23 protein-coding genes and 1 pseudogene (1 of these 24 running past the window's edge) are annotated in these 15,299 nt (G+C 53.5%); 20 read left to right on the forward strand and 4 right to left on the reverse strand.

What is annotated here, in order from left to right; translation table 11 throughout:
* The first annotated feature begins 2 nt into the window (after positions 1–2).
* The 3 genes from CVV30_06935 to CVV30_06945 are packed head-to-tail and all read left to right on the forward strand — an operon-like array spanning position 3 to position 1,010.
* The gene (locus tag CVV30_06935; protein PKL69302.1) at positions 3–317 is read left to right on the forward strand and encodes a hypothetical protein; all 315 of its coding nucleotides are present in this window, start codon (positions 3–5) and stop codon (positions 315–317) included.
* Entirely contained in the window at positions 318–671 is a 354-nt protein-coding gene (locus CVV30_06940) for a chromosome condensation protein CrcB (protein ID PKL69303.1), read from the forward strand.
* A gap of 9 nt (positions 672–680) precedes the next feature.
* A complete protein-coding gene (locus CVV30_06945; GenBank protein PKL69304.1) occupies positions 681–1,010 on the forward strand; it encodes a hypothetical protein in 330 nt (109 codons plus the stop codon).
* Between the two features lie 16 nt (positions 1,011–1,026).
* On the opposite strand, the gene CVV30_06950 is transcribed toward CVV30_06945, so the two are convergent.
* The gene (locus CVV30_06950) at positions 1,027–1,578 is read right to left on the reverse strand and encodes a hypothetical protein (protein ID PKL69763.1); all 552 of its coding nucleotides are present in this window, start codon (positions 1,576–1,578) and stop codon (positions 1,027–1,029) included.
* Between the two features lie 149 nt (positions 1,579–1,727).
* On the opposite strand from CVV30_06950, the gene CVV30_06955 reads away from it, so the two are divergent.
* Both CVV30_06955 and CVV30_06960 read left to right on the forward strand, forming a co-directional pair.
* Complete coding sequence (locus tag CVV30_06955) at positions 1,728–2,087, forward strand: ArsR family transcriptional regulator (protein PKL69305.1); 360 nt, start codon at positions 1,728–1,730, stop codon at positions 2,085–2,087.
* Between the two features lie 152 nt (positions 2,088–2,239).
* Positions 2,240–3,529, forward strand: coding sequence for a citrate transporter (locus tag CVV30_06960; GenBank protein PKL69306.1), 1,290 nt, complete (start codon positions 2,240–2,242; stop codon positions 3,527–3,529).
* Between the two features lie 34 nt (positions 3,530–3,563).
* Here CVV30_06960 and CVV30_06965 read toward each other — a convergent pair whose 3' ends face one another.
* Positions 3,564–3,953, reverse strand: a complete 390-nt coding sequence (locus CVV30_06965) for an ArsR family transcriptional regulator (protein PKL69307.1) — start codon at positions 3,951–3,953, stop codon at positions 3,564–3,566.
* Positions 3,954–4,035: 82 nt separating this feature from the next.
* Between CVV30_06965 and CVV30_06970 the strand changes: the two genes are divergently transcribed.
* From CVV30_06970 to CVV30_07000, 7 genes are all read left to right on the forward strand, one after another.
* Positions 4,036–4,419 (forward strand): zinc-binding protein, encoded by a 384-nt coding sequence (locus CVV30_06970; protein ID PKL69308.1) that lies wholly within the window; start codon positions 4,036–4,038, stop codon positions 4,417–4,419.
* An 11-nt stretch (positions 4,420–4,430) separates the two neighbouring features.
* Positions 4,431–4,823 (forward strand): cupin, encoded by a 393-nt coding sequence (locus CVV30_06975; GenBank protein ID PKL69309.1) that lies wholly within the window; start codon positions 4,431–4,433, stop codon positions 4,821–4,823.
* A 7-nt stretch (positions 4,824–4,830) separates the two neighbouring features.
* Positions 4,831–5,175: a hypothetical protein gene (locus tag CVV30_06980; GenBank protein ID PKL69310.1), complete on the forward strand. Its 345-nt coding sequence runs from the start codon at positions 4,831–4,833 to the stop codon at positions 5,173–5,175.
* A gap of 3 nt (positions 5,176–5,178) precedes the next feature.
* Positions 5,179–6,138 carry a hypothetical protein gene (locus tag CVV30_06985; GenBank protein PKL69311.1) on the forward strand — a complete coding sequence of 320 codons (960 nt, stop codon included), beginning with the start codon at positions 5,179–5,181 and terminating at the stop codon, positions 6,136–6,138.
* A 22-nt stretch (positions 6,139–6,160) separates the two neighbouring features.
* Positions 6,161–6,595: a hypothetical protein gene (locus tag CVV30_06990; GenBank protein ID PKL69764.1), complete on the forward strand. Its 435-nt coding sequence runs from the start codon at positions 6,161–6,163 to the stop codon at positions 6,593–6,595.
* Between the two features lie 22 nt (positions 6,596–6,617).
* Positions 6,618–7,697 (forward strand): arsenical-resistance protein, encoded by a 1,080-nt coding sequence (gene arsB, locus CVV30_06995; protein ID PKL69312.1) that lies wholly within the window; start codon positions 6,618–6,620, stop codon positions 7,695–7,697.
* A gap of 98 nt (positions 7,698–7,795) precedes the next feature.
* Positions 7,796–9,004 carry a hypothetical protein gene (locus CVV30_07000; protein ID PKL69313.1) on the forward strand — a complete coding sequence of 403 codons (1,209 nt, stop codon included), beginning with the start codon at positions 7,796–7,798 and terminating at the stop codon, positions 9,002–9,004.
* 66 nt (positions 9,005–9,070) lie between these two features.
* On the opposite strand, the gene CVV30_07005 is transcribed toward CVV30_07000, so the two are convergent.
* Together CVV30_07005 and CVV30_07010 are read right to left on the reverse strand one after the other, a co-directional pair.
* Entirely contained in the window at positions 9,071–9,346 is a 276-nt protein-coding gene (locus CVV30_07005) for an acylphosphatase (protein PKL69314.1), read from the reverse strand.
* A 24-nt stretch (positions 9,347–9,370) separates the two neighbouring features.
* On the reverse strand, positions 9,371–9,595 hold the full coding sequence (locus tag CVV30_07010; GenBank protein ID PKL69315.1) for a hypothetical protein: 225 nt from the start codon (positions 9,593–9,595) through the stop codon (positions 9,371–9,373).
* A 901-nt stretch (positions 9,596–10,496) separates the two neighbouring features.
* On the opposite strand from CVV30_07010, the gene CVV30_07015 reads away from it, so the two are divergent.
* From CVV30_07015 to CVV30_07050, 8 genes and pseudogenes are all read left to right on the forward strand, one after another.
* Entirely contained in the window at positions 10,497–11,315 is an 819-nt protein-coding gene (locus CVV30_07015) for an ion transporter (GenBank protein PKL69316.1), read from the forward strand.
* A gap of 276 nt (positions 11,316–11,591) precedes the next feature.
* A complete protein-coding gene (locus CVV30_07020; protein PKL69317.1) occupies positions 11,592–12,491 on the forward strand; it encodes a tetrahydromethanopterin S-methyltransferase subunit E in 900 nt (299 codons plus the stop codon).
* Positions 12,488–13,321, forward strand: coding sequence for a tetrahydromethanopterin S-methyltransferase subunit D (locus CVV30_07025; GenBank protein PKL69318.1), 834 nt, complete (start codon positions 12,488–12,490; stop codon positions 13,319–13,321). Before CVV30_07020 ends, CVV30_07025 begins: the two co-directional genes overlap by 4 nt.
* Positions 13,322–13,330: 9 nt before the next feature.
* Positions 13,331–14,179 (forward strand): tetrahydromethanopterin S-methyltransferase subunit C, encoded by an 849-nt coding sequence (locus CVV30_07030; GenBank protein ID PKL69319.1) that lies wholly within the window; start codon positions 13,331–13,333, stop codon positions 14,177–14,179.
* Positions 14,180–14,473: a tetrahydromethanopterin S-methyltransferase subunit B gene (mtrB, locus tag CVV30_07035; protein ID PKL69320.1), complete on the forward strand. Its 294-nt coding sequence runs from the start codon at positions 14,180–14,182 to the stop codon at positions 14,471–14,473.
* A gap of 1 nt (position 14,474) precedes the next feature.
* Positions 14,475–14,981, forward strand: a complete 507-nt coding sequence (locus CVV30_07040) for a hypothetical protein (GenBank protein PKL69321.1) — start codon at positions 14,475–14,477, stop codon at positions 14,979–14,981.
* A 5-nt stretch (positions 14,982–14,986) separates the two neighbouring features.
* Positions 14,987–15,190 carry a tetrahydromethanopterin S-methyltransferase subunit F gene (locus tag CVV30_07045; GenBank protein ID PKL69765.1) on the forward strand — a complete coding sequence of 68 codons (204 nt, stop codon included), beginning with the start codon at positions 14,987–14,989 and terminating at the stop codon, positions 15,188–15,190.
* Positions 15,191–15,200: 10 nt separating this feature from the next.
* Positions 15,201–15,299: pseudogene (locus CVV30_07050) on the forward strand (tetrahydromethanopterin S-methyltransferase subunit G) (it continues 458 nt past the right edge of the window).

Genomic DNA, 15,299 nt, shown 5'->3' on the forward strand with positions numbered 1-15,299 from the left:
AGATGAAATTTTATTATTCTTACGCACTCATCGCAGCCGGGGGATTCCTCGGTGCGGTTCTGCGCGGGTTCATCGATCTGCAGATCCCGTCCCTTCCCGGTACGCTTGTTGTCAATTTTCTCGGGTGTATCCTCATGGGCGTGTTCATGTACGAGTCAATTTACATCGGGGCATTCACCACATTTTCGACGTTAGCCGTGCAGAGTTTTGAGGTGGCGCCGGGTATCGCAATCCTGAACCTTGCAGCAAATCTCGTGTTGGGGCTCTTTGGGATCTTTGTCGGACGGTACATCATCAGCTACCAGCGGGGGATCTGAATGGAGCCGTTTGTCCTGGTGGGAATCTGGGGAGCGATAGGATCGATCTTCCGTTTCGAGCTCGCGAAACTGCAACCGGTCCGGGGTCTCCCAATTGGGACAGCACTCGTAAATATCCTGGGAAGTTTTGCCTTCTCGCTCGTTGTCTTTGCTGCACTACCGGGCGAACTCTATTCACTGATCGGTATCGGGGCGCTGGGCGGGTTCACCACGTTCTCGACATTTTGTTTCGAGACGTTCCGCATGCTTGAAGACCATGATTATCATACGATGATTACCAATATGCTCATCAATGTTGCAGGCAGCCTCGCGGGTGTGTTCGGGGGGTATCTCCTTGTCCTGTGGCTCATGTGAGGGAACATTATGTTAACGGACGGAATGCTGTTACGGATCTATATTGCAGAATCAGTACGCATCAAGGAAAAATCTGCATACAAATACTTGGTTGATTTTTTTCTGGCAAAGGGATTTCCCGGCTGCACGGTCTTCCGGGGTATGGTCGGCTATGGCCACGAGTACAAGATCCGCACGGTGGATGTGCTCCAGCTCTCGCTGGATCTCCCGGTCGTGATCGATGTGGTGGATACCGAAGAGAAGATCATGGCCATCGTCCCTGAAGTCGAGGCGATGGTGGAGCACGGGCTGGTCACCGTCCAGAAAGTGCAGATGGGACTAAAAGAAAAAAAGCAGTAATTTATTGATCTCTACCCTACGGCCCGCAACCACCGGAGCGTTTCGATATGCACCCACCGCTTGCGCAAAGGGATCCTTTTTCCGGGTTGTCACAACAGGCAGCAGGTGTCAAATGTTCTTTTACCACCTGTTCTGCAACCTGATATGCGTACACCGTGAACATCTCGTCCGGCACCTCGTCGATCCCGAACGGGAGATCGAGGTTATAGATCAGGTCCGCCCGCACGATTGTCGGCCGGAGGTCAGCCATGACCCCTTCCATCATCCGCGATGAACAATTGATGAAACATCCTTCGATGGCGATCACCTTCTCTGCCCTGCGTATAAGGTTCCGCTGGCCGGTATCTTTGGTGAATGCACCGCCAAGGCAGATCCTTACCGTCTGGTCGCGGGCGAGCCGGTGGGCGACAAGGTTTGCCGCACGCCGGGCAACCTCGCCCCGGGCACACGCCCCTTCGCAGGCCATCACCGCGATCTTCGGGGGGTTGGTGGAATTTCTCTCAGCATAGTCTTCGCAGGCCGGGCATTTGCCGGTCACTTTTGCTATCTTTGCAGTTTCGTAATCCATCTCTTTCATCACTGCATGAAAGGTGAGTCGGGGAGTCTGATATATCCCCAAACCGGATTTCAAGAAAAATTGAAATCGCACGATCCTCTCAAATACCTGCATAAGACCAAGCGAGCATCTTTTGTATTTTTCATGCCTATCTCGTAACCATGGCAACTGCCCGCTGCTGTCCTGCCGACTGCGCCCTGCGAAGTGACTGGGAAGATGAACTCCGTGCCGAAAAAGAGATGCTGAACCAAGATACCGTGACGGAATTACACCGGCTCATAAAACTGCTCTCTCACCCGCTCCGTTTGAAGATCATCCTGATGCTCTTAAAACGGGACCACTGTGTCTGCGAGTTTTTCTATGTCTTTGAAGAACCGCAGAACCTGATCTCCTATAACTTAAAAAAACTCAAAGAGGGCGGGCTTATCGAATCTTACTATCGCTCGAATCATAAGATCTACAAGGTAATGGCAGAGACAGAACCGGCTCTTAAACAAATCCTCGGGGAAGTTAGCAGGTGACCCACAGGATCGGGTCTCATTTCTCCTCTCGAACCAGGTAATTCCCCTTCGCGTCACCGGATCTTTTCAGGCCGGGGCAGAATCATCCGGCCTGCGTGAAGTTTCGGATATGATTCCAAGTCTTTTTCTATCCCCTTACAAGTACATTACTCATGGATCCCCTCCTCGCGTTTGCGATCACCCTTGCCCTCATCACCATGGTCAGCCTGTGGTACCGGATATCCCCGTTCTTTACCCTGATTGGCGGGGCAGTCCTGTTCGGGCTTCTTGCGGGTATGACTCCTGACGCGACGATGCTGGGGATCATCGCGGGGATCGGTAAGGTTTTTTCAGCATTTGGCATCATCATCCTCTGCGGGGCAGTTATTGCAAAACTCCTGCAGGAGCAGCACCAGATCGAAGAGATCGTTACCGATATCCGGCGGTACGTGAAAAACCCGCCGGTGATTGCCGGGGTATCGGGATATCTCCTGTCCGTGCCGATAACCTGCTGCATCACCGCGTATATCATGCTCAACCCGATCCTCGACAGCCTTGAAAAAGACAGGACAAGGCGCAACGTACTCCTGTATCTTGCCGCGGTCGGGGGCATCATCTCCTACGCCCTCATATACCCAACACCGGTTGTCATCCCGCTCTACGAAGCATTCTCCAGGGGAATGAGCCCGTTTTTCTTTGATGCTGTATCCATCCCGCTCTCTCTCCTGCTACTGGGAGGAATCCTCCTTTACTTCCGGTTTGTCCATCCGGCTTCTTTCACTACGGAAAGAGATGATGCGTACACTGCGTCTCCCCCGGGCCAGGAGGTCAACGCGCCGGCCCGGCAGCAGGGAATTCACTGGCGGGCATGGGCTCCCTTTATCGCAATCCTGATCGCGATTCCGGTAGCTTTTCTTATCCTGCACCTCTCGCAGGTGAGCATGATCAACTTCATCATGCTGGTCGGTGCGGTTACGGCTATTGCCCTTGCTCCTTCAGCAGCACGGGCACCTGGATTGTCGCAGGGGGCCAAACACGCGGGCCTGATCATCTTTGACATCTGCGGCGCAGGAGCACTCGGTTTTGTCATTGTCAAAAGCGGATTTGCCCAGATTGCCTTAGGCCAGCTGACCCTGCTGATCCCTATTATCCTCGTGCCGTTCATCCTCGCAGCACTGATCGAGACTGCACAGGGTTCACGGGTGGTTACTGCCGTGATCACGGCCGAAGTCCTAGCAGGTTCAGCAGTTGTCGGTGCAATCCACCCGCTCCCGCTCATCCTCCTCATCGGTGCCGGGTCATGCGTTGTATCCTACGTGACCGACCCGTTCTTCTGGCTTGTCCAGCGGACAACCGGGGATGACATCAAAACCGTAGTGAAAAATTACTCGCTGCCCATTGCACTCGCGGGTGCCGGGATCTTCGTTGTTGCCGTGGCCCTGGAGTACCTGGTCTTCCGGTAAAAGAGGCAGAACCTGCCGGAAGAACTAGGCAGGGTTACCGGAAATATTCCCGGCCGGTGTCCGTCAGCGAATAAACAATCCAGTTCCCGTGATACTCCCCTTCGATAAGGCCACCCTCTTTTAAGATATTCAGGTGGTAGGAGAGCTTGGAACCGGAGAGGCGGGTGAAGCGGTTGATAACGCAGACACAGAGCGGCTGGTCTTTGATGAGATAGAGGATGGTAAGGCGGAGGGGATCTGCCAGCGCATGATATACCCGGCCCTGTGCCTCAAGTTCCCCGGGAGAAGGGACCCGGTCAGCCAGTGCTTCGAATCCTCCAATCTCATCGAGTTCCTTCTGGATCTGCTCCGGGATATCCGTCGATTTTGCCGGCAGGGTATCCTTCGGTTGTGTTCCGCAGCAGGATTTTTTCCGTTGTACCATTTCAATTTAATCTGAAATGAAAAGATATATAACCTTGCCCCGTTCACATTGATTCAACAAAAGTTGAAATGAAGTGAGTATCATGGAAGGACAACAATCAACCTGCAATTGCGGTGCAGAGAAGAAAACCCGGATTATTTACTCCTGCTCCGGTATCGGATCGAACGTCGGACAACTCGCGAACGCAGCGGCATGCAAGCTCGCCCGTGAGGGGTATGGCGGCGGTTCGTGCCTTGCCGGTGTTGGCGGGGGCATTGAGAAGCTGGTCAGCGTTGGAAAATCGGCTGATGAGCGGATCGTGATAGACGGTTGTCCGGTTGCCTGTGCAAAGAAGATCATGGACGACAAAGGCCTCTCAATTGACCGCTACGTGATGATCACCGATCTCGGCATCACAAAAATCCCCGGGCCGGCCTATGACGGGGGAGATGTACAGACCGTAGTCAATGCCGTGAAAAACGGATAAGCGCCGGGATCATGTGCTGCATAAATAACCCAGATGGAGGCCGTCACACAGAGGTTGTCGCGAACGGACGGACGGTCCCCACGGCCAGCCTGCCTTGGAACCCGCACCCGAAGTTTGCCGGGGTCTCGTTAAAACACTTCGTAACGGGAAAGGACACCGGGGGCAGGCTCAGCCTCCACCATGTCCGGATCGATCCCGGCTGCACTATCGGCGACCACGCCCATGCCGGGCAGATTGAGATCCATGACGTGATCGCGGGAAACGGGACCTGCACGCTGGAAAGCAGTGTCATCCCGTACGCTCCCGGCATCGTCGGGGTAATGCCAGCGGACCGGGTGCACCGGATCAACGCAGGAGACGGCGGCCTGCTCCTGCTCGCAACGTTCTCTCCGCCACTCGTGTGAGGAAACCATGATTGTGCTTGTAACCTGTTCGGGAATATCAAACACCGGTAAACTAACCACGCAGGCCGCATGTTCCCTGATGCAGAGGCGGCCGGGCCGGTTCCAGTGGACGCATGTCAAGAAATCCGCTGCATCTCTGGAAGAAGAATGCAGGGGTGGGGAACAGATCATCGTCATTGACGGGTGCAAAGACTGCTGTGCCGGAAAAAAACTCGGGGCAACGAATATCACCCCTCATATCCATATCATCACAACCGATCTCGGCATTGAAAAGAACGGGATGGCTGATGTGCAGTACCAGGAAATTGAACGGGTGGTTGCCGCCATACAGGGCGCACTATCCGGGGAGTAAATCATGCAGGACTATTTACAACTCTTTGCGGACTGGCTGACCTATACGATCTTCGGGCTTGTCCCGACCACCCCGCTCGCATCTTCCGTGGACTTCTTTGTCTACGACACGATCAAGGTCACGCTCATGCTCGCGGTGATCGTCTTTGCTGTCGGCATTGTCCGTACCTACATCACACCGCAGAAAGTGAAGAAATGGGTGGGGGGACGCACCGAAGGAGTGGGCAACGTGGTCGCAGCCCTTCTTGGCATTCCCACGCCGTTCTGCTCCTGCTCGGCCGTTCCGCTCTTCATCGGCTTTGTGGAATCCGGCGTACCGCTCGGCATCACCTTCTCGTTTCTTATCGCATCGCCGCTGATCAACGAGATTGCCGCCGCCATGCTGCTCGCCATGTTCGGCTGGCAGATCGCCTTAATCTATATCGTCTCCGGTCTCGTCATCGCAATCGTGGCCGGCATCATCATCGGGCGCCTCCATCTCGAAGGCGAGGTTGAGGAGTTCGTGTACAAGTGCAAGATGCACGATCAGCCGGATAAGGAGATGACGGGAAAGGAACGGATCGACTTTGGTATCAGCGAATCAAAGAGCATCACGCTCAAAGTATTGCCGTATATCATCATCGGTATCGCCATCGGTGCAATCATCCACGGATATGCCCCGGCAGATTTCCTGGTCAACATCGCCGGACCGGGCAACCCGCTCGCGGTCCCGATTGCGGTACTGGTCGGCGTCCCGCTTTACTCCAATGCAGCTGGCATGATCCCCATCATGGAAGTGCTTACCGCAAAAGGTATGGCAATGGGAACCGCCCTTGCGTTCATGATGTCGGTCATCGGTCTCTCGCTACCGGAGATGATCATTCTCAGAAAAGTGGTCAAGATCAAACTGCTCGCCGTATTTGCAGGCATCCTGTTCATCTCATTCACGCTGACGGGCTACCTGTTTAATGCGATTCTGGGTTAACCTATTGATCGGAAACATTTCCATGACAAAATCTGACGACGCCTATGCCAGCTTCATGAGCAGGTTCACCTGCTCATCAGCTGTTTTCTCTGCATATTCCAATGAACTGGGTCTGGATCCTGATACGGCAAAGAAGATCGCGTGCGGTTTCGGGGCCGGGATATCAAAGACCGGCAATATCTGCGGTGCGGTCTCCGGGGCACTCATGGTGATCGGACTGAAATACGGCAAGACACGGGCAGACGATGAAGCTGCAACCGAGAAGACCCGGGCGCGGGTCAGGGAATTCATCCGTGAGTTTACCGAAAAGAACGGATCCGTGAACTGCACGGAGTTGCTCGGCTATGATCTGAGCGATCCGGAAGCGTTCTCTGCAGCAAAGGACAGCGGCCTGTTCATGACGAAATGCCCGGCACTTGTCCGGGATTCTGCAGATATCCTGGAAAAGATACTCTGATAGTATAGAGGGTGAAAAACGCATGAAACCAGACAAACAACTCTCTTTTCTTGACCGCTACCTGACCCTCTGGATCTTCCTTGCCATGGCAGCCGGTATCGCCATCGGGTACTTCTCACCTGCCGTACCGGCCCTGATCACCGGCCTCTCGGTCGGCACCACCTCGATCCCGATTGCAGTCGGGCTCATCCTGATGATGTACCCGCCGCTTGCAAAGGTGAAGTACGAGGAACTGGGAAAGGTGTTCCAGAACACGAAAGTGCTCGGTCTTTCGGTTGTCCAGAACTGGATTGTCGGCCCGGTGCTGATGTTTGCGCTTGCGGTCATCTTCCTCCGCGACCAGCCGCTTTTCATGTACGGCCTGATCCTCGTGGGGATCGCCCGCTGTATCGCGATGGTGATCGTCTGGAACGATCTTGCGGAAGGCGACTGCGAGTACTGTGCCGCAATCGTGGGGATGAACTCGCTCTTCCAGGTATTCTTCTACTCGGTCTATGCCTGGTTCTTCATCACGTACCTGCCGCCCCTGCTCGGCATCGGGACCGGTTCTGAAGTCTCGATCACGATGCTCCAGATTGCGGAGAGTGTCTTTATCTACCTCGGCATCCCGTTCATCGCCGGCATGGTCACGCGGTATGCCCTGCTCCGCGTAAAATCAAAGGCATGGTACGAGCAGGTCTTCATCCCGAAGATCTCGCCGATCACGCTTGTCGCACTTCTCTTTACGATCATCGTGATGTTCTCGCTCAAGGGCGAGTATATCGTGAATGTGCCCTTCGACGTGGTCCGTATCGCCATCCCGCTGCTCTGCTACTTTGTCATCATGTTCTTCGTGAGTTTCTGGATGTCCCACCGTCTCGGGATCGATTACGCAAAGTCGGCTTCGCTCTCGTTCACCGCCGCGTCCAACAACTTCGAGCTCGCGATTGCGGTTGCCATCGCGGTCTTTGGCATCGCCTCACCTGCGGCATTTGCCACGGTCATAGGCCCGCTCGTCGAAGTGCCGGTGCTGATCGGGCTCGTGAATGTCTCGCTCTGGATCCGGGAGAGATGGTACGGGGGCAACGCGGGTTCGTGCACTATGGAATGCACGCAGCCCTGATTTGAGAGAAAAACGGGGGATGTCAACCGGCAGATGGGTTTGACAGGACATTTGCCCTGATTCCTTTTTTTAAAGTCGCGGCAGGGGAGGGGGATAAGATGGGGGATATTTCCCGTCGTGCACTGCATCATCACCGGGCGCTGTCTTCAGCACGCAGCGATCTGGAGATCGTGCCAATGGGAAAGCTAATAACCCTTCAGCGGGATTTCCTCATTACGAAGCGGAGCATAAGTATGAAAAATCCCGGAACCCCCGTATACCACCCGGTCAGCCTTAACCGGGATTATCTTGCCGGAAAAATGCTGGACCGGTACGCAGAAGCACATCCCAAAACCTGGCAGGCATTCAGTCCTCACCGCAGGACACGTATCCGGGCAGAGTTCATGGATATGATCGGGAGTCTCCAGGAATCGCTGGCAACCGGCAGCCCGGCCTTTCTCATCGATTATACCTGCCACCAGCAGTCCCGCTTTGCTGCCCGGCACCTTCCCGGGGAACTGGCTGTTTCCTACCTCGGGGTTCTCAAGGATATTCTCGCGCAGGAACTGCCCCCGGACTATAGGGAGCATGTCGGCGCTTTTGTCAAAAAGGCAGTTTCTGCCCTGAAATCGCCTGCAAAAAGCGACCCGTGTATGGCCCCTGAGACTTCGCTGTCCACGGTTGCCCGATCATTCCTTGATGCAATCCTTGCAGCAGACCGGGACCGGGCCGATGCGATCATCGATGAAGCACTCGCATCAGGCACCACGGTTCACGACATCTATCTCGGGGTCTTCCAGCCGGTGCTCAGGGAAACCGGAAAACTCTGGCAGCAGAACGAGGCAACTGTTGCGCAGGAGCATTACGTTACCGGAACCATTCACCAGATCATGGGTCGTATGCATGACCGGGTCGCTGGTTCAGGCAGGAAGATAACGCAGAAAAAATCGGTTGTTGCTGCCAGTGTCGGGGAAGAACTCCACGATATCGGGATCCGCATGGTGGCGGATTTCTTCGAAATGGACGGCTGGGAGGTGTATTACACTGGGGCAAACACACCGGTAAAATGTATCCTTGATGCGGTAAAGGACCGGAAGGCCGATGCGGTCGCCCTCTCGATTACCATGCCATCCCGCCTCCCCGATGTCCAGTACCTGATCCGGTCGCTCCGGGCGGATGCAGGTACGGCACACGTGAAGATCATCATCGGGGGGTACCCGTTTGCCATCCTCCCGGACCTCTGGAAACAGGTCGGGGCCGATTCATATGCAGCGGGAGCGGATGACGCGGTTGCCACTGCAAACCGGCTTATTGCGGGTAAGCGGTAGACGGAAACACCGGTATATACAGTCTGCGGGTTACCGGGAGGAACACGGCCTTTTTTAAAAAAACGGTCACCAAACAACCCGGAAGTAGTGGAATTCTTCAGTAGCGGGACTGTTCCTGACCGCGATATCCTCGACTTTTATTACGGGATTATCCCGGGCACGGGCAAGACGGACAAAATCGGCAAGGGATGCAGGAGAACTCTCGGCTACCATCTCCACGGTGCCGTCGGGAAGGTTCCTGACGTACCCGTGCACACCGGTTGCCTGGGCACAATTCGAAACAAAGTGCCGGTATCCTACTCCCTGGACCTTCCCCTTTGCTACGGCGGTGATCCGCTCCATATATATTTCCTGACCCGGGGTGTTTTATAGTTTGGGAAATTGATTCCGGGAGTTCTGCGGGTTCTGATACAGAGCAGCGAAATGGGGGGTCCTGTGCTGAGGGGGGGCATCCCTCCACCCCACAATCAGGCCCCCATCCAGGCCCTGCTTCCTCCGGATCGGGATCACTCCAATAATCAACCGGTTGTGATGCAAAAGAACACCCGGTAATTGCCGGAACGCACCACTTCGCACCGTGATCTGGTGCACTAACCATTTCCTGCTGAACAGATTATTTCAGGATTTTTCCAACCGTAGTGTCTTTTTGTATGCAAAGTGCGGTTCAAAAATAAAAATTAAGGTTTGATTAAAATTTTAAAACCAAGGTTTGATTAATTTTTTTTGAGCAAGGTTCGATTTAAAAATAAAAATCGAAGTCCGATTGTAATTTTAAAATCAGGGTTTGATTGATCCGGTAAAGGATTTCGAACGCGATCGTGATCGCCATGAAAACAATTTGAGCAAGGTCTGGTTGATCCGACTAAGCAGCCCAAAGTACTGTTTTGGTGAGATCCCGGAATACGTTTACGTCTGAAGGGTGGACATATTTTCTCCCATTTTGAATTCCGTGGCCTTGAAAGTGATCGCCTTTGAACATTTCCAGGCAGAGTCTGGTTGATCTGCAAACGGCTTTCAAGCAGGGTCCGGGGGTCGATTGAAAATTTCCGGGCAAGGTTTGATTTATTTTTTTAAAGCAAGATCCGGTTAAAAATTAAAAATCAAAGCTTGATTGAAATTTTAAAATCAAGGTTCGATTAATTTTTTTAAAACAAGGTCTGGTTTAAAAATAAAAATCAAAGTCCGGTTGTAATTTTAAAATCAAGGTTTGATTGAAAAATAAAATTCAAAGGGTGATTAAAAAAAATTTGAGCAGGGTCCGGGTTGAAACACATTCTAAGTTAGCGGGTGGTGCAGTGAGTGGTGCAGTTGATACTATTTTGATGGACCAGGCCAGGTATCCTCAGCCTCCCGCTCAAAGAGTGCACCAGTACTGTTAACGATATCATATGATTCGCTGGGGGGGCCTTTCATCACTAATCAAAAGCGATCCAAATCCTACCTGTTTTTATTGTCCCCTGCAAGAATATCATAAAAAGAACGGGGAAAACCCATGGACGAAGCCAGCAGAGCAACCCTCGACATGCAGGACATGAAAGATCCCGGCTACGAGATCTTCATCATCCTCGTCTCGATATTATCCGTCATCAACCTCATCATCTCCTGGCTTCCCGTGATCGATACCGATGCCATCAACGTCATCGTAACCTTCAACTTCTTCCTGACGATCATCTTCCTCTCAGATTTCCTGTACCGCTTCTTCACCGCCGGCTCGAAAAGATACTATTTCATCCGGGACTGGGGATGGGCAGATCTCCTCGCAAGCATCCCGGCGCTCCGCATCCTGCGGCTCTTTCGGATCTTCAAGGCCTACCACCTGCTCGACAAGTATGGCGGCCGGAACATCTTTCTCCAGCTCAAAAAGCACCGGGCCGAGAGTGTCCTCTACATCGTCATCTTCTGCGTGATGGTCGTCATCGAGGCCGGGGCGTTCTTCGTGCTCATCGCGGAACGCTCGGCCCCGGATGCCAATATCCTGTCTGCCTCGGATGCCATGTGGTGGGTATACGTGACCATCACCACCGTAGGCTATGGCGACCGCTACCCGGTGACCAATACCGGGAGAATGGTCGGCGTTATGGTCATGACCATGGGTGTCGGCCTCTTTGGAACCCTTGCCGGTTTTATCGCCAACAAGCTCCTCACGCCGGATACTGCCAATCCCCCCGTACCGGGCAACACAACGGGGACGGGCGATAGTAATCTCTCCGAAATCAGGATTGCCCTCCAGGAGCAGACCCGGCAGAATGAACAGATCCGGCAACGGCTCGACCAAATCGAACAACAGCTCAGCGGAAAGCCACCGGATTGATACGATACCGGCACGCCTGAACATTCACCCATATCGCAAGCCCGGTTGCCCCTAACACAACTTTTTTTTCCTTAACACAAATCCACATGTGTAAATAACCCGATATCAGCCTCAATTTTATAAATCGGGCTATTTATCGTCCGATTTCGGCGATTTGATTTCGAAACCTTTTAATTAAGATCTCACCAAATTTACACTAACCACAAAGAGTTTAACTCGATGTGTGTGGCATTGCATTTTGAATACTCTCGTTTTCGCACGAGGGGAGGAGGCTAAATGGAACAAATAGTATTTGGCATTGGAATTACTGCATTGACAGGAGCTCTTGCCACTGTAGCCGGATCTGCGGAAGATACTGAATCCAACATCGGATCACAAGGTGACCCGAACTCACAGGTTCAGCTCGCACCGCAGATGGGATTCCTGCACCGTATCTTCAATAAGGCGGTCGCTGGAGAACCACCGGCATACGGTCTCTGGTGTGCACTCGGTGCAGGCCTGGCATGGGCATTCATGGCGATGCAAATCAACGCAATCCTTGCGATCGTCCTCGGCTGTGTACTCGCAGTCTTTGTACAGGGCGTCTACGCAACGACTGCGTACCTTGGCAGGACTGCAAGTCTTGCTAAGTTCGGTCAGCCCGTTTACGTGGACATCATCAAGTCCATGACAACGGTCACTATGGCACACGCGTTCATCGCAATTTTCTGTACCGTAGCACTCTGTCAGTTGATCAATGGTGCACTGGGACATCCGTTCCCGCTGCCACTGCTCGCACTGATCTGGGGTATTGCACTCGGTGCAGCAGGATCTGCGACGGGCAACCCGTACTATGGTAAGGAACGTCAGTACCAGAACCAGAAGTTCGGCGCCGGTGTGCCGATCTCTGCATCAGGTAATATCGTCCGCTACGCCGAAGCCGGCGAGCGCAACTCGATTGACAACGGATTCTTCACCCACAAGATTGGTGGTTCGGCATCCGGTCTCTGTTTTGGTCTGATTGTTTTCCTCGAACTCTGGCGTACCATTCTCTTCGAGAGAATCTACGCAGGCTGGGGTGCAATCGCAGTCGGTGTCCTCATTATCCTGATCTTCACGGTCATTGACCGGTATATCGAGGTCTGGGCACGCAAGAACTACGGACCCTACACCGCAGCCAAGGAGGCAGAAGCATGAGCGCAGTTGCAGCAAAACCAACAGCTGGCGGCGCAATGAACCCAGGCGCGATGGCAGTCGGCATTGTCATGCTGATCATCATCATCGGCCTGACATACACCGTCTCTCCCAGTCTGGGAGTCATGGCCCTTATCGGCATCATCATCGGCGGTGTCATGATCGGATTCGGCACCCATTTCGTGCCAGTCGGTGGTGCTCCCGCAGCAATGGGACAGGCACCGGGTATCGCGACAGGTGTCGCCATGCTCGCAGCTGGTGCAGGTCTCGCCGGACTCTTCGGCGGAGCATGGGCAGCAGACCAGGGTATGGTCGTTGCAGTCGTCACCGGTGGTATTGGTGGCGGCCTCATGATGGCAATCACCTGTATGATGGTGAACTTTGTCTACGTCTTTGGCATGGGTATCCCGGCCGCGTCAGGTAAAGTCTTAAAGGACCCCATCACCGGGGACTCACAGGCAGAATACAAATCCCAGGGTACTGAAGGTCACGGTCTTCCGTTCGTCTCATTCGTCGGTGGCGTGATTGGCGGTCTTCTTGGCGGTGCAGGCGGTACGCTCATCTACCTGGAACTTCTCGGCCTCTACAAGGCAACGTTCCCGACTATGATGAACGCAACTGCAGCACAGATTCTCCCTGTTGCAGTATCCATCGCCGGTATGTTCGCAGTCGCCTTATTCCTCGTGAATGCAGTGCTGACCGCATACAACATCACCGGAACAATCGAAGGACCCCACGACCCGAAGTTCAAGCGCTGGCCACGGGCAATCGTTGCATCAGCAGTTGCATCAGCACTCTGCGGATTCGTAGCGATCCTGATCGTGGTAATGTGAGGTGTGAAGATGTCAGTAAAAGTTGAAGTAATTGAAGGCGGCGTCCCGCACAATAAGATCATGATCGCGGGACTCGTCAGCACACTCGTGTGCATTTACCTGACGTACCTCAATGCGGTCACCAACACCGAGATGTTCTCATTCTTCGGCGGACTTGCAGTAGTCGCTGCACTGATCTGGGGCAGCCACACCATCAAGGTGCTGTGCAGCTACGGTATCGGTACCGGTGTACCATCCGCAGGTATGATCGCATTCGGCTCGGGTGTAATCGCGATGCTCCTCGCTACCAAGTTTGGTACGATGGCACCGATTGTTGCACTCGTGCTTGCAGCCGTCATTGGTTTCATTCTCGGGTATGTCTCAAACAATATCCTGAACATGAAAATCCCGGCCATGGTCCAGGCACTCACTGAAATGGCAGTGGTTGGTTCCCTTACCGTTATGGGATTTGCAGCAATGATCACCGGTGGATTTACCTTTGCCGGCCTGACAACGTCAACCGTTTCGTTCATGGGAATGCCCATAACCAGCTACGCAAACTCCTTCCTTGGCGGCGGACTTATCGCTGTCGCATTCCTGCTCGGCGCAATTGCAATCCAGCACCCGTTCAACGCATGCCTTGGACCCGGCTGGAAACAGGACAGGATGCTCATGCTCACCGCAGAGTGCGGATTTTTGAGCATGATCGTTGCAGCCGTAATGTCGTTTGCCCTGATCAGCTTTGGATCAGCACTCATTTCGCTGATTATCGCAATCATCGGCTGGTTCTACACATACAGCCAGTACTTTGAAATGTCAAAGCGCGACGCAGCAGCATGGCTCGACTCGAAACCGATTCCCGATGTGGAGGGACACTAAATGGCAAACATTATAGTGCTTCCGGAATTCGGGCTTGTCGCTGACCCGTTCATCGGCATCATCACCTCACAAGGCGAATCACTTTCCCCCGTTCTGGAGAAAGTTACCGTCCTTGAGGCAACAGCCGATGACCTCGTCAACATGCTCGCAGGCGAAGGCAACATGCTTGCATCCTTCCCCAACAGGGAGAAAGGACTTGCAATTGGTGGCAGTATCACATCATTCTGGTACGGTCTCGCGGTTGGACTCTTCATTGCAGGAATCGTTGCATTCCAATTAATCAAGGTGAGCTGATATGGCAGACAAGAAATCACCAGCAAGCGGATGGCCACTCGTCAAGGGAGACTACCATTCAGGTGACGCAAACAGCCCAGTCGCTGTTGTCACTATGGGTNNCGGCGCTGAAGGGGCTATTCCGTTCATCGAGAACCTCAACGATGCAGCTATCAAGCGCTTCCAGGAACAGACGGAAATCGTCAACATCATGGAAAGCGAGGACCTCAACGCAATCAAGGCGAAGATCAACGAACTCAAGGCCCGGGACCCGGGTGCGTTCGCTGGCGACGCCATTGTCGTAGAAGTCAAAGAAGCGGCCGGTGCAGAAGAAGCAACCGGTGAGGTGCAACCGATCTCCGGAGAAATGGCAATCATCACAGCCCGCATGAAAATCATCGAAAAGATGGTGACGGACATCGGGTACCGGGATAAATTTGCCGCCGGGGTCTATGCAGGTAAGATCGAAGGCCTGATGATTGGTCTGATCGTTTCGTTCGCCCTGGTCGGGTTCCTGATGATGAGGTGAAAGAGATGGCAGAAGAAGCAAAATCTACAGGACCAATCAGGATGGTTGCGATCGAGAATATGGTGGAAAACATCCGCTATAAGTCTCAGATCCTCGTAAGGACCAACAAGATTGACTCGGCAGTTACCGCGTCCGGCCTGGTCGGATTTGTCGCAGGATTACTCCTTGCACTGATTCTGATCATAGTACCGGCATTACTGGTGGGATGAGGTGAACAAGATGGCAGACAAGAAATCACCAGCAAGCGGATGGCCACTCGTCAAGGGAGACTACCATTCAGGTGACGCAAACAGCCCAGTCGCTGTTGTCACTATGGGT

The sequence above is a fragment of the Methanomicrobiales archaeon HGW-Methanomicrobiales-1 genome, from assembly GCA_002839675.1.
GTDB lineage: Archaea > Halobacteriota > Methanomicrobia > Methanomicrobiales > Methanospirillaceae > Methanoregula.

Bases quoted from the DNA above. Each gene is read 5' to 3' on its own strand.
- CVV30_06950 (PKL69763.1), bottom strand. From the start codon at position 1,578: ATGGATTACGAAACTGCAAAGATAGCAAAAGTGACCGGCAAATGCCCG.
- CVV30_06935 (PKL69302.1), top strand. From the start codon at position 3: ATGAAATTTTATTATTCTTACGCACTCATCGCAGCCGGGGGATTCCTC.
- arsB (PKL69312.1), top strand. From the start codon at position 6,618: ATGAAACCAGACAAACAACTCTCTTTTCTTGACCGCTACCTGACCCTC.
- CVV30_07045 (PKL69765.1), top strand. From the start codon at position 14,987: ATGGCAGAAGAAGCAAAATCTACAGGACCAATCAGGATGGTTGCGATC.
- CVV30_06940 (PKL69303.1), top strand. From the start codon at position 318: ATGGAGCCGTTTGTCCTGGTGGGAATCTGGGGAGCGATAGGATCGATC.
- CVV30_06965 (PKL69307.1), bottom strand. From the start codon at position 3,953: ATGGTACAACGGAAAAAATCCTGCTGCGGAACACAACCGAAGGATACC.
- CVV30_07015 (PKL69316.1), top strand. From the start codon at position 10,497: ATGGACGAAGCCAGCAGAGCAACCCTCGACATGCAGGACATGAAAGAT.
- CVV30_06970 (PKL69308.1), top strand. From the start codon at position 4,036: ATGGAAGGACAACAATCAACCTGCAATTGCGGTGCAGAGAAGAAAACC.
- CVV30_06975 (PKL69309.1), top strand. From the start codon at position 4,431: ATGTGCTGCATAAATAACCCAGATGGAGGCCGTCACACAGAGGTTGTC.
- CVV30_06955 (PKL69305.1), top strand. From the start codon at position 1,728: ATGGCAACTGCCCGCTGCTGTCCTGCCGACTGCGCCCTGCGAAGTGAC.
- CVV30_06960 (PKL69306.1), top strand. From the start codon at position 2,240: ATGGATCCCCTCCTCGCGTTTGCGATCACCCTTGCCCTCATCACCATG.
- mtrB (PKL69320.1), top strand. From the start codon at position 14,180: ATGGCAAACATTATAGTGCTTCCGGAATTCGGGCTTGTCGCTGACCCG.
- CVV30_06985 (PKL69311.1), top strand. From the start codon at position 5,179: ATGCAGGACTATTTACAACTCTTTGCGGACTGGCTGACCTATACGATC.
- CVV30_07025 (PKL69318.1), top strand. From the start codon at position 12,488: ATGAGCGCAGTTGCAGCAAAACCAACAGCTGGCGGCGCAATGAACCCA.
- CVV30_06980 (PKL69310.1), top strand. From the start codon at position 4,831: ATGATTGTGCTTGTAACCTGTTCGGGAATATCAAACACCGGTAAACTA.
- CVV30_06945 (PKL69304.1), top strand. From the start codon at position 681: ATGTTAACGGACGGAATGCTGTTACGGATCTATATTGCAGAATCAGTA.
- CVV30_06990 (PKL69764.1), top strand. From the start codon at position 6,161: ATGACAAAATCTGACGACGCCTATGCCAGCTTCATGAGCAGGTTCACC.
- CVV30_07005 (PKL69314.1), bottom strand. From the start codon at position 9,346: ATGGAGCGGATCACCGCCGTAGCAAAGGGGAAGGTCCAGGGAGTAGGA.
- CVV30_07000 (PKL69313.1), top strand. From the start codon at position 7,796: ATGGGGGATATTTCCCGTCGTGCACTGCATCATCACCGGGCGCTGTCT.
- CVV30_07030 (PKL69319.1), top strand. From the start codon at position 13,331: ATGTCAGTAAAAGTTGAAGTAATTGAAGGCGGCGTCCCGCACAATAAG.
- CVV30_07020 (PKL69317.1), top strand. From the start codon at position 11,592: ATGGAACAAATAGTATTTGGCATTGGAATTACTGCATTGACAGGAGCT.